Source organism: Mesorhizobium sp. (assembly GCF_965229135.1).
Taxonomy (GTDB): domain Bacteria; phylum Pseudomonadota; class Alphaproteobacteria; order Rhizobiales; family Rhizobiaceae; genus Mesorhizobium.
On the sequence record NZ_OZ245860.1, the window covers coordinates 4,512,501 to 4,525,000 of the forward strand.

The 12,500-nt window shown below is 60.2% G+C and carries 11 protein-coding genes, 1 tRNA gene and 2 rRNA genes (2 of these 14 cut by a window edge); 13 read left to right on the plus strand and 1 reads right to left on the minus strand.

The window, feature by feature from the left end; genetic code table 11:
* The 3 genes from ACO07C_RS21550 to ACO07C_RS21560 form a co-directional block, all read left to right on the plus strand.
* A 23S ribosomal RNA gene (locus tag ACO07C_RS21550) occupies positions 1 to 1,388 on the plus strand (it extends 1,423 nt beyond the left edge of the window).
* A gap of 155 nt (positions 1,389 to 1,543) precedes the next feature.
* Positions 1,544 to 1,658: ribosomal RNA gene (rrf, locus tag ACO07C_RS21555) — 5S ribosomal RNA — on the plus strand.
* Between the two features lie 182 nt (positions 1,659 to 1,840).
* Positions 1,841 to 1,917 (plus strand) — tRNA-Met (locus ACO07C_RS21560).
* Between the two features lie 28 nt (positions 1,918 to 1,945).
* Here ACO07C_RS21560 and ACO07C_RS21565 read toward each other — a convergent pair.
* Positions 1,946 to 2,638 carry an ABC transporter ATP-binding protein gene (locus ACO07C_RS21565; protein WP_421916176.1) on the minus strand — a complete coding sequence of 231 codons (693 nt, stop codon included), beginning with the start codon at positions 2,636 to 2,638 and terminating at the stop codon, positions 1,946 to 1,948.
* Positions 2,639 to 2,896: 258 nt separating this feature from the next.
* Between ACO07C_RS21565 and ACO07C_RS21570 the strand changes: the two genes are divergently transcribed.
* From ACO07C_RS21570 to ACO07C_RS21615, 10 genes are all read left to right on the plus strand, one after another.
* Positions 2,897 to 3,460, plus strand: a complete 564-nt coding sequence (locus ACO07C_RS21570; RefSeq protein WP_421916178.1) for a hypothetical protein — start codon at positions 2,897 to 2,899, stop codon at positions 3,458 to 3,460.
* A gap of 193 nt (positions 3,461 to 3,653) precedes the next feature.
* Positions 3,654 to 3,782, plus strand: a complete 129-nt coding sequence (locus ACO07C_RS21575) for a hypothetical protein (protein ID WP_421916179.1) — start codon at positions 3,654 to 3,656, stop codon at positions 3,780 to 3,782.
* 548 nt (positions 3,783 to 4,330) lie between these two features.
* Entirely contained in the window at positions 4,331 to 5,353 is a 1,023-nt protein-coding gene (locus tag ACO07C_RS21580) for a LacI family DNA-binding transcriptional regulator (protein ID WP_421916180.1), read from the plus strand.
* Between the two features lie 190 nt (positions 5,354 to 5,543).
* Positions 5,544 to 6,557 (plus strand): SIS domain-containing protein, encoded by a 1,014-nt coding sequence (locus ACO07C_RS21585; RefSeq protein ID WP_421916181.1) that lies wholly within the window; start codon positions 5,544 to 5,546, stop codon positions 6,555 to 6,557.
* A 29-nt stretch (positions 6,558 to 6,586) separates the two neighbouring features.
* A complete protein-coding gene (locus ACO07C_RS21590) occupies positions 6,587 to 7,909 on the plus strand; it encodes an ABC transporter substrate-binding protein (RefSeq protein ID WP_421916182.1) in 1,323 nt (440 codons plus the stop codon).
* Positions 7,910 to 7,917: 8 nt separating this feature from the next.
* Entirely contained in the window at positions 7,918 to 8,880 is a 963-nt protein-coding gene (locus ACO07C_RS21595) for a carbohydrate ABC transporter permease (protein WP_421916183.1), read from the plus strand.
* A gap of 32 nt (positions 8,881 to 8,912) precedes the next feature.
* Positions 8,913 to 9,737 (plus strand): carbohydrate ABC transporter permease, encoded by an 825-nt coding sequence (locus ACO07C_RS21600; protein ID WP_421916184.1) that lies wholly within the window; start codon positions 8,913 to 8,915, stop codon positions 9,735 to 9,737.
* Positions 9,738 to 9,758: 21 nt separating this feature from the next.
* Entirely contained in the window at positions 9,759 to 10,616 is an 858-nt protein-coding gene (locus tag ACO07C_RS21605; protein ID WP_421916185.1) for a PfkB family carbohydrate kinase, read from the plus strand.
* Positions 10,617 to 10,618: 2 nt separating this feature from the next.
* The gene (locus ACO07C_RS21610) at positions 10,619 to 12,037 is read left to right on the plus strand and encodes an NAD(P)/FAD-dependent oxidoreductase (protein WP_421916186.1); all 1,419 of its coding nucleotides are present in this window, start codon (positions 10,619 to 10,621) and stop codon (positions 12,035 to 12,037) included.
* Positions 12,038 to 12,078: 41 nt separating this feature from the next.
* Positions 12,079 to 12,500, plus strand: the beginning of a protein-coding gene (locus ACO07C_RS21615; protein WP_421916187.1) for an ABC transporter ATP-binding protein. 667 nt of this gene lie beyond the right edge of the window; the window shows 422 of its 1,089 coding nt (coding positions 1-422); the start codon lies at positions 12,079 to 12,081; its stop codon lies off the right edge, out of view.

Here is a 12,500-nt window from a genome sequence, read left to right on the forward strand (position 1 = left end):
CGTAGTCGATGGGAACCACGTTAATATTCGTGGGCTTGGAGGTAGTGACGGATCATTGAGGTAGTCCAATCTTATCGGATTGAACGGGCTGCTGCGTGGTTCCAGGAAATAGCTCCTCCTTATAAACCGTACCCGAAACCGACACTGGTGGTCTGGTAGAGTATACCAAGGCGCTTGAGAGAACTATGCTGAAGGAACTCGGCAAATTGCACGCGTAACTTCGGAAGAAGCGTGACCCTTTTCCACGCAAGTGGAGGAGGGTGGCACAGACCAGGGGGTAGCGACTGTTTATCAAAAACACAGGGCTCTGCGAAGTCGCAAGACGACGTATAGGGTCTGACGCCTGCCCGGTGCTGGAAGGTTAAGAGGAGGGGTGCAAGCTCTGAATCGAAGCCCCAGTAAACGGCGGCCGTAACTATAACGGTCCTAAGGTAGCGAAATTCCTTGTCGGGTAAGTTCCGACCTGCACGAATGGCGTAACGACTTCCCCGCTGTCTCCAGCATAGACTCAGTGAAATTGAATTCCCCGTGAAGATGCGGGGTTCCTGCGGTTAGACGGAAAGACCCCGTGCACCTTTACTATAGCTTTACATTGGCATTCGTAGTGGCATGTGTAGGATAGGTGGTAGGCTTTGAAACCTGGGCGCCAGCTCAGGTGGAGCCACCCTTGAAATACCACCCTTATTACTATGGATGTCTAACCGCGGCCCGTTATCCGGGTCCGGGACAATGTATGGTGGGTAGTTTGACTGGGGCGGTCGCCTCCTAAAGAGTAACGGAGGCGCGCGATGGTGGGCTCAGAACGGTCGGAAATCGTTCGCTGAGTGCAATGGCATAAGCCTGCCTGACTGCGAGACTGACAAGTCGAGCAGAGACGAAAGTCGGTCATAGTGATCCGGTGGTCCCGCGTGGAAGGGCCATCGCTCAACGGATAAAAGGTACGCCGGGGATAACAGGCTGATGACCCCCAAGAGTCCATATCGACGGGGTTGTTTGGCACCTCGATGTCGACTCATCGCATCCTGGGGCTGGAGCAGGTCCCAAGGGTATGGCTGTTCGCCATTTAAAGCGGTACGTGAGTTGGGTTCAGAACGTCGTGAGACAGTTCGGTCCCTATCTGCCGTGGGTGTAGGAATATTGAAAGGATCTGTCCCTAGTACGAGAGGACCGGGATGGACGGATCTCTGGTGGACCTGTTGTGGCGCCAGCCGCATAGCAGGGTAGCTATATCCGGACGGGATAACCGCTGAAGGCATCTAAGCGGGAAACCCACCTTAAAACGAGTATTCCCTGAGAACCGTGGAAGACGACCACGTTGATAGGCCGGGTGTGGAAGAGCGGCAACGCTTGAAGCTTACCGGTACTAATAGTTCGATCGGCTTGATCGTTCTCATTCCTTATGCTCACCAACTCCCGTCAGGGAGCGTGAAAAAAGCACAACAAAGACCAGCGAAACGCTCCGAGAAAGCACAAGATAGGCATCGCCTGTCCTCTGCCTCGCTGCCTTCGCTCAAAGCTTCTCGAATAACGTGCGTTTTGCCGACCTGGTGGTTATGGCGGAGCGGCTGCACCCGATCCCATTCCGAACTCGGCCGTGAAACGCTCCAGCGCTGATGGTACTTCGTCTCAAGACGCGGGAGAGTAGGTCGCTGCCAGGTCTGCTAAACGCACGTTCAATCAAACATCGCATAAGCGATGATTAAATCTTCTCAATACAAGGCCCGCCAACGGGAAACCTCGGGCCGCCATAAGCGGCCCTTTCCATTGGCAAAAAAAATATGCCAAATCGCAAAACGCGATCGGCAGGTCGCCAAATCGCTACCGCGATTGGCGGAGGTGGCGCGGGGTGGAGCAGCCCGGTAGCTCGTCAGGCTCATAACCTGAAGGTCACAGGTTCAAATCCTGTCCCCGCAACCAAATTCAATATAGCCCGGTTCAAGCCGGGCTATTTTTGTTTGGGGCGGCGGTCGTCGTGGTGAGGCGTCCTTCGTGCCTGCTGATCAACAACCCACCCAGGCGCCATTGCCAATGCGACTGCATCGATTTCCTTTGCTCCGGAAAGAGTTCGTCCTGAGCCGCCGCACGGCTGAGAGCACATGATGTCTTCAGCCGACTTGCTGTCGAGATTGCCGGTCGGCTCGTCGGCGAGCAGCAGACGTGGGCGGGTCACCAGGGGCCGCGCAATCGCGACCCGTTGACACTGGCCGCCTGAAAGCTCATCGGGTCGATGTGACGTCCGTTGTGCCAGGCCGACGTGTTGCAACACCGACGCAGGTTGCTTGCGGCGCTCGCCCAACGAAATCCCGCGATAAAGTAGCGGCAAGGCTACATTGTCGAGTGCCGATAGATGCGGCAGTAGATGGGAGGACTGAAAGACAAAGCCAAGCGCCTGATTGCGCTTGGCGGCGAGCTCGTCTGATGTCAGATGCTGAACGGGGCTAGCATCGATCTTGATCTCGCCGGCGGTCGGGCGATCCAATAGGCCGATCAGGTTCATCAGCGTCGACTTGCCGGAGCCGGAGGGGCCGGTGAGCGCGCAAAGTTCTCCGGCCGCTATTGAAAGGGAGATCCCTGCTAGCACGGGTGTTCTCGCGCGGCCGGATCGATACTCCTTCGAAACGTCCAGCAGGGTGAGCACTCATATACTCCTTAGTGGGGTAAATGTAGAAGTACCTAATATTGTCGCCGCCAAAAATTTAATGTCAGTTGCTTTTAACATACAACGCTCTCTTTTGATAAAGTATTTCGTTGCGTCAAAGGTTGAATCTGTCTATCAACACTGGGTATTAGTGATTTTTTATTGACTGTGGACGAAACCTAAGTTTGTGGCGCATGAAGTCGCCACGCGTTGACATCAAACGCCTATGACGGGCGGCAAATGTCTGGGGAGCCAAATATGGTGTCTGTCAACGCGAGTGCGGCGACTGCGCTTGCCACGCTCAATCTAATCAAATCCCGCACCGATGTGAGCCAGGCTATACAGCCGGCAGGCACACCGAGCGTTGATCCCAAAACAAGCGCGCGGCTGTCGCCCGCTGTATCCGACGCGATCCTGAAAATCGGGCAGCTGGTACGGGGTTCGCAACTTTCGGACCTGTCGGCCGAACATGCAGAGCGCCTGCGGTCACTCGGCGCTGATAGTGCCACACGAGTGCAGAAACCGGTGGTTAGTGATGCAGAGTTCCAGAAGACCGTGATGTCCTATGTAAAGGACGCCTGGACCGGCCTCGACGGTTTCAATGAAGCGCTCGCCAGCGGCAACGTGAAGATACAAAGGGCCAGCGACGTCAAGGACCTCGGCTACGAGACGATTCAGTACGACCTGTACAAAGATGGCAGCCTGATTGGTGGTGCCGGCTGGGACACGATTAACCGGAGCTTCTATGACGCTCAGGCCGCGGCGGGTGTTCGTCAAGGCGTGGGGTCGATCGATGGCCTGGATTACTACGTGACCTGGTAGGCAGAGGACACACCTCTTCTGCTTTCTGAGGTGATTTTCTTAGGTCTCATAGCCCGGTTCAAGCCGGGCTATTTTTGTTTGGGGCGGCGGTCGTCGTGGTGAGGCGTCCTTCGTGCCTGCTGATCAACAACCCACCCAGGCGCCATTGCCAATGCGACTGCATCAATTTCCTTTGCTCCGGAAAGAGTTCGTCGTGAGCCGCCGCACGGCTGAGAGCATCAGTGCGGTCGAGAACATAAAGTTGTCACCGCGCATGGCGGCGATTTTCGATGAAAGCCGTGAGCGCGGGCTCGGTGGCGACGAACAGCGCACGCAGGTCTAGGAGCAGACTTCCAGGAAATAGGCCGGCCGCGCGGCATGTGCCGCCGTGGCTGACTCACTCTGCTCGCCAAGCACTACGGCCCTTTGCAACAAGCTTGGTATCCCGGATCAGGCCGATCTCGATGAGTTCGAACTTGCGCTCTTCCTGGCTCGCACCGATGAGCCGCTGTCGCGCTCGATTATGCCCAGCACTGGGCGATCCAACATCATCTGTTCCAGGACGTCCATGATTAGGCCGACGAGGTGAGGGCAATCGGGATTGGGAGCTTCGCCGGCGATGAACAAACCTTGGCTGCTCTCATCGCCGATCATTGCCTGAAATCACCTCAACTCGACAACGGAGGATCCACGGTTTTGGGCGAATCGCATGATTCGCAGAATCATCCGGCCCCTCATGCACCCCGGTATCGAGGGGTTCCCCCCATGTGCACGCACAAAGCGCTCTTGGCAGTTTGAGAATCGGTGGATATGCCGCACAACAGTGCAGGCAATGCTGAGTTGAGTATGGCGATCCGATGCAATGTCGGGGTCGCGGAAGGACAGAGAGCCGTGACGCGAAAAGGGATCACCCTCAAGGATGTTGCCGCCGCTGCCAACGTATCGCGCGCCACGGCCGCACGGGCGCTCAACAGCTATGGTTACGTCGGTGACGAGACGGCACTGCGTGTGCTGGAGGCCGCGGAAAAACTGGGCTACCGGGGAAATCTCGTCGCGCAAGCGCTTCGCAGCGGCCAATTGCCGATTGTCGGCTTCGTGCCGGGCGATATCCAGAATCCCTTCTTTGCCCGAATCGCCCACGATATCGAGGTGGAACTACGCAAGCATCGCCATAATCTGCTGATCGCCAGCAGCGAGGAGAATGTCGAGCAGGAAAAGGAGTTGCTGGGGAGCCTTCGCGCGCTCAGCATCCGGGGCTTTATCCTGGCGCCGACCTCGGCGACCGACAACGAGCACATCCTGGAACTGGCGCGCGAGGGGGCGCCGATCGTGCTGATCGACCGTGTCATCAAGGACCTACAGTGCGACAGCGTGGTCGTCGACAATGAGGGCGGCGCGCGCGAAGCGGTCGACTATCTCATCGCTAATGGGCACGACCGAATCGGTCTGTTGCGTGACGAATCACGCATCTTCACCGCGCAGGAACGTCTCGCCGGATACCAGAATTCGCTGCGGTCACACGGTATCGCGCTCGACGAATCACTGGTCAGTGTGTCGCGCTCGACGGTCGAGCATGCCATTGACGCCACCATACGGCTGTTCAGCCGCCGCAATCGGCCGACCGCCCTTTTCACCGTGGACAGTCTGATGACCCAGGGCGCGCTTCTGGGCCTGCGCTCGATGGGACTGTCGATTCCACATGACGTGTCCTTGATCGGCTTCGACGATTTCAATCTCGCGACCTTTACCGACCCGCAGATCACGGTCGTGGCCCAGCCTATCTCCGATATCGGGCCTCTGGCCGCCAAGCTTCTCCTCGAACGGCTGGCCGGCAAGAAGATCGCGCCGCGCCACACAAGGTTCCCCACGCGCCTGATCGTTCGCGGCTCGGTCTCCCGGTTCAGTGGGCCCTGACGGGAACCGAATCTTCCGTTTCCAATAATTTCATCGTGAAGGCTCTTGCCAACCGCGAAATTGCGTGACCATTATCCAGATGTGAGATCGATCTCACATTGATCAGGATTGGTCAAAGACTGGTTAGACGGCGCATCGAAGCTTGCGCCCGGGCAGAGGCTCTGCCGCATCCGAGTAAGGGAAGAACGACATGCTGAATTTCGATAAGGATCGCTTCGTAAGGATCCAGGCTGGGGCCGTTGCGATCGCCGGCGAAGCGCGTTCGCTGATGCGCACGCTGCTTGCCGAAGGCGTCGAGCGGCTGTTTTTCATGGGAACCGGGGGCGTGCAGCTTCTGACGCTTCCAGCGATCGAACTGGCGAAGCGCTACTCCACATTCCCGGTGAGCGCCGAATACCCGGCCCAGGTCGTGCTCGATCCGCCGGCTGGTCTCGACAACAAGGCCGTGGTCGTCATCCCGTCGCTTTCGGGCACGACCAAGGAGGGCGTCGAACTGATGGCCTTCCTGAAGAAGCGGGGCGTGCGCACGATCTCGCTCACCGGCCATTCGGACACGCCGATCGCGCAGGAAGCCGATCACAATTTCACGAACTTCGCCGAGGACGACACCTCGTCGGAATCGTTCTACCTGCAGACGCTGCTGATTGTGCTCGCGCTGCTGGCCGAGCGCGGCGAATATGACGGTTTCGACGCGGCGGTCGCCGAACTCAAGCTGCTGCCCGGCCTCCTCGCCGATGCGAAAGCCGCCTTCGAGGACAAGGCCGCCGAACTGGCGGCGACAATCAAGGACGAGACCTATCACATCTTCACCGGCGCCGGCTCGGTATGGCCGGAGGCCAACTATTACGGCATGTGCATCCTGGAAGAGATGCAGTGGATCCGTACCCGACCGGTGCATGCCGCGGACTTCTTCCACGGCACGCTTGAACTGGTCGAGCCCGGCGTCAGCGTCTTTGTATTCAAGGGCGAGGATGCGCTTCGACCCCTGGCCGATCGGGTCGAGAATTTTGCCAAACGCTACACGGATCGCGTTCGCACGCTGGACGCGGCCTCGGTCAAATTGCCTGGCATCTCCCAGCAGGTACGCGGCCTGATCTCGCCGGTCCTGCTCGCCACCTTGCTCGAGCGGCTGAGCGCACATCTCGAAGTGCTGCGCAACCACCCGCTGACGACACGTCGCTACTACAAACGCGTTGAATACTGATCCCCTCTCAACCTCTGAAGGAGCTGCTTATGAAACGTTCGCTGCAAGTCGTGGCGGTCACGGTGGCCGCGGTATCATCATTGGGATTGTCGATGACAGGCAGTTTCGCCGCTTCGGCCCCGGTCGCCGCCGATCCCAATGCCAAGGTGGAATATAGCGGCACGCTGTCGATCCTGACCAAGTTCGGGTTGCAGCAGCTGTCGCCTTATTTCGTCAACCTGGCGCAGGACTATGAGAAGCTCCATCCTGGCGTGAAGGTCGAGCTTATCCAGGAGAGCGACGACAGCGTGAAGGGCAAGACCAAGACGCTGGTCGCGTCGAACTCGTTGCCCGATGTCTATTTCTCCTGGACCGGCAGTTGGGGTGGAAACTTCGTGCGCGGCAATCGCGCCGTCGACCTGAGCGCCGTCATCGGGCCAGATACCGACTGGGGCAAGACGCTCTCTCCGGCGGCCGTCAAGGCGTTCGAATACAATGGCAAGTTCTACGGCATCCCGCTTTACCAGGACGCCAAGTTCATGGGCTACAACAAGCAGATCTTCGCCAAGCTCGGCCTGAAGGTGCCAGCCAATTTCGAGGAATTGCTGACCAGTTGCGACGCCATCCGCAAGTCCGGCGCCACGCCGATTTCGTTCGGCAACAAGGAAGCCTGGCCGGCAATCCACTTCGCGGGCCAGCTGCTCGCCTACAACGTGCCGCAGGCAACGCTGGAGCGCGACTTTGATCCGGCCACCGCCGATTACAGCGATCCAGGCTACGTCGCGGCGCTCAAGCAGTTCAGCCAGCTTGTCGAGCGCTGCACCGATGGCGCCGGCGTCAACGGTACATCGTACGCCTCGGCTCTCCAGGCCTTCACCAACGCGCAGTCGGCCATGTACTATCAGGAAATTATCGAGTTCGATCAGGCCGCCACGCCGGACTCGGCGCTGAAGCCAGCCGATTTCGGATTTTTCAGGCTGCCAGTGCCCGATGGCGCCAAGGGTGACGCCAAGTCGATCGAGGGCGCGCCGGAGGGCTACATGATCAATGCGGCGTCGAAGAACATCCCGCTGGCCATCGATTTCATGAAGTTCGTGACTTCCAAGGAAAACGCGCAAGTCCTGTCAGCGCCACCCTATGGCCAGCCGAGCGCCACGATCGGCGGCGCCTCGGAAAAGAACATGAGCGCGGCCGTGGTCGACGGTCTCAAGGACATCAATGCCGCCTCCTACCTCATGCCCTGGCTGGACACGGCCAACCCGCCGCGCGTCGCCGCAGTCTGGCTCTCCAGCCTGCAGGCGCTGGCGGGCGGTTCGATGACGCCTGAACAAGTGATGGACGAGGTGCGCAAGGCCGCATCCGCAGCCAAATAAAGCAGACAATGGCCAGGGCATCGGACACAATGGAAAGCGGCGCCGTGCTTCGCGGCGCCGCCAGGCCGCAAAGGCCAAAAGGCCTGCGGGCCCGCTTCGGCAATCTGTTGTCGTTCCGGTGGGCGGCGATCGCGCTGATCCTCATCGGCTGGTTCGTCTACTATCCTATCGTCGACAATTTCATCGTCAGCACGACCGACCAGGACATCTATACGGGCGAGGTCACCAATGTAGGCCTCGCCAATTACGACAGGCTCCTGCATGACCCGGTCGTGCTGGTCGCTCTCTGGAACAACTGCCTCTACGCCATCATCTCGGTCGTCTTCCAGGTCTTCGGCGCGTTCCTGCTGGCGGCCATCATCGAGGATCTGAGGAGCGAGCGTTGGCGCCGCTTGTGGCGCGCCGTCTATTTCGTGCCATCAGCCATCTCGATCACGGTAACCGGCCTGCTGTTCTATTTCATTTACCAGCCGCAGATCGGCTTGCTCGACGCGGCGCTCAGCCGTGTCGGTCTCAGCCAACTCGTGATGCCTTGGCTCGGCAACGAACACACCGCCATCTACGCCATCATCGCCATGAGCCAGTGGCAGGGTTTCGGCTACTCGACCCTGCTTTTCGCCATCGCCATCCAGAAGATTCCGCGCGATCTCTACGATGCCGCCACGATGGACGGGGCCGGTCCGCTTCGTCGCCTGTGGAGCATCACCTTTCCGCTGACCCGGGAAATGACAGGGCTGATGATCATCGTCACCATCGCCGGCGCGTTCCAGGTGTTCAACGAAGTCATGGTCATGACCGCGGGCGGCCCCAACAACAGCAGCCAGGTTCTCGGCACATGGCTCTACCAGAAGGCCTTTATCGAGGACAATTTCGGCTATGGCGCCGCGATCGCCGCCGTTATCTTCGTCCTGACCATGCTCACCGGCGCGGCGCAGCTCTGGTACACCAAGCGTCGCCGGGTGCAGCTATGAGCGCGGCGGTCGCGGTCGGTCGGAACCGGCATGTGAATGTGTGGTCCGTTATCGCCCGGACGTTCCTCTATTCGTTCCTGGTCTGCCTTGGTGTCGTCGTCATCTATCCGCTGATCTGGATGGCGCTGAGCGGCTTCAAGGACAATGCGCAGATCTTCGGCGATCCCTTCGCCTTGCCCACCCATTGGTCATGGACCAATTATGTGCAAGCGTGGAACCAGGGCGTTCGCAATTATGTCACCGTCTCCGTCCTGGTGACCGTCGCATCGGCCATATGCACCGTGCTGATCAGCGCTTGGACCGCTTTCGGCCTGACCCGGACCAGGATGCCGGCAAAGCCGCTGGTCATCGCCATCGTGCTGGGCGGGTTGATGCTCAGCCCTACCGTGGCGATCATTCCGCTGGTCAAGATGCTTCAGGCGCTAGGCCTCTACAACACCTACTGGGCGCTGATTATTCTCTACACGGCGTTCCGCGTGCCGTTCACCACCTTCCTGATCCGTGCCTACATGCTGGACCTGCCTGGAGATATCGACGAGGCGGCGACGATGGACGGCGCCAGCGAAGGGCAGATCTTCTGGCGCATCACCTTGCCGCTTTGCCGGCCGATCATCATCTCCTGCGTCATCCTGCACGTCCTGTTTGCCTGGAATGAATATCTCTTCGCCATGGTCTTCACGAGCGGGAGCGAGGTGCAGACTCTGCCGGTCGGCCTCACCTCGATCATGGCCACGCACGGAACCAACTATGCCGTCGTGTTCGCCGCCATGACGATCTCGGCCCTACCCATCGTCATCGTGTTCTTTGCCGCACAGCGCTACTTCATCCGTGGCCTGTCCGAAGGCATCGGCAAGTAGATTTCCCGGAAAGGACCCTTCATGCCGCAGCCAAAACTTGTCGCTGTCGGGGACAATTGCCTCGACGCCTATCTGAGCAACGGCCTGCTCACAGTCGGCGGAAACGCGCTGAACGTCGCCGCGCAATGGCGGCGCAATGGTTGGTCCGCGCGTTACTTCGGCGCCGTCGGCCAGGATCCCGAAGGGGACGTGGTGCTTGCCGCACTGGAGGGCGTGGGTCTTTCGCCAGACGATGTCGAACGGCTTCCCGGCGATACCGCGGTCACTTTGCTTCGTGACGAATCCGGCGACCGGAAGTTCCTGCATGAATCCTTCGGGGTCGGCGAGAACTACATGCCGGCACTGGAGCACTATGCGGTCATCGCCACAGCCGACTGGGTGCATCTCGGCACCAACGCCAACGAGGATCTCGTCCGCCGGCTCGTCATGGATCATGTGCCGTTCAGCATCGACGTGTCGACCAAGCATCTGGCGCTGCCGCTCGACGGCGTGCCGATGCTGTTCGCTTCCGGCCCCGACGATGTCGATCAACCGGTCGAGCCGTTGCTTTCCGCGCTCAGGGCGGCCGGGGCAAGGCAGGTGGTGCTGACCTGCGGCCGGCGCGGCTCCTATTTCGACGACGGCACGGATGTCGTGCACGCGCCGGCGACGCTTGTGGATGTCGTGGATACATGCGGCGCCGGCGACAGCTTCATCGCCACATTCCTGACCGGGTTCCATTTCGATGGGCTTCACGCCTCGGAAGCATTGCACAAGGCGTCGGTCGCGGCGGCACGGACCTGTACTCATCTCGGAGGCTTTCCGCAGAAGCCGCGTCCGATCCCGCAATGGCTGCCCGCCAAATATGCCGCCTTCATCACCGATACGCAGGGAGCCTGACCGTGGCGACACTTCGTTTGCGACAGCCGGCGGTGGCGCTTCCGTCCGACCGTTCATTCTGGCTGCAGGATACCGGCGCCGCCCCGGCGACTGAGCCATTACAGGGTAACGAGCGCGCCGATGTGGTGATCGTCGGCGGCGGCTATACCGGCCTGTGGACGGCGCTGCGCATTCGCGAGCTTGCTCCTGAAACGCGGGTCATCGTGCTCGAAGCTGACCTTTGCGGCTCGGGCGCGTCGGGCCGCAATGGCGGACAGGTCCATTCCTGGTTCGCCGAGATCGACCAGATCAGCGCCGTCGTCGGCCTCGAGGAGGCGCGGCAACTCTGCGCCGATACGGTGGCTTCGATCGCGGAGCTGAAGGCGCTGCAACGGGACGGCACGATCGACATGGATCTGCGGCTGGACGGATGGTTGTGGACCGCGAGCTCGATTGCCCAGGAAGGCGCATGGGAACACGCCGTTGCGATGAGCGCGGCGGTGGGAGAGAACCGTTTCAGGTCGCTGACGGCCGAGGAGATCGAACGCCGCACCGGTTCGTCCGCATCCTATGCCGGCGTTATCGAAACCAATGCCGGCACGGTCCATCCGGCCAAGCTTGCCATCGGATTGCGCAACCTGGCATTGGCGCGCGGCGTCATCATCCATGAGCGCAGCCCGGTCCTCGACATCGAAGCCGGCAGGACATGCAAGGTGCGCACGGCTGAGGGCATGGTGCAGGCCGAAAAAATCGTGCTGGCGGCGAACGCCTGGCTCTCGGCACTGCCGGAACTGCGCCGCCATCTTTATGTCGTCGCCAGCGAAGTGGTTGCCACCGTTGCCGTGCCCGACCTGCTCGACAGCATTGGCTGGCGCGACGGTGCATCGATCTGCGATTCGCAGGCCCAGGTCCTCTATTACCAGCGCACCATCGGGGGCAGGGTGGTCTTCGGGCGTGGCAGCGGCAACGTGGCTTTCGGCGGGAATTTCGGCGCCAGCTTCAACCGCGGTCCGGAGCACGGCCGGGACAATGTGCGGGAACTGCATCGGGTCTACCCGGCACTGCGTGGCGTGGCGGTCGAATATGACTGGTCAGGCCCTATTGATTGCGTGCCCGAACATGTTCCGGTCTTCGATCACCTGCGTGATCATCCCAACGTCTTCTACGGCATGGGGTTCAACGGCACCGGCATCGCGCAGACGCCGATTGCCGGGCGCATCCTGGCCAGCCTTGTCCTGGAGCGCAAGGATCGCTGGAGCGCCAGCGGCCTGGTCGGCATCGAACGGCGCATGTCGTTGCCGCCCGAGCCGTTCCGCTATCTCGGCGCCAGGGTCGTCCGTAGCGCGGTGCGGCGCAAGAACGAAGCCGAGATCCACAACCGCAAGGCGGACAGGATCACCAATCTGCTGGCTGGGCTGAAACCGGGCCGCCGCAAGAAATAGGCGGGCATCTTGTCCAGCATCATGCAATCGAGGAGAGCACAATGGCCGATCTGACCCTCAGGCAAATCAGGAAGTCCTACGGCAGTGTCGACATTCTCCATGGCATCGACCTCGACATAAAGTCGGGCGAGTTCATCGTCTTCGTCGGCCCTTCGGGCTGTGGCAAGTCGACCTTGTTGCGCTCGATCGCAGGGCTCGAGGAAATCACTTCGGGTGAGCTCAGCATCGATGGTGAACTGGTCAATGACGTGCCACCGTCGAAGCGCGGCATCGCCATGGTGTTCCAGTCCTACGCGCTCTATCCGCATATGACGGTCTACGAGAACATGGCCTTCGGCATGCGGATCGCCAAGGTCGGCAAGGCCGAGATAGACCAGCGCGTCCGCCAGGCGGCCGAAATCCTGCAGCTGACGAAATATCTTGACCGCCTGCCCAAGGCGATGTCGGGCGGGCAGCGCCAGCG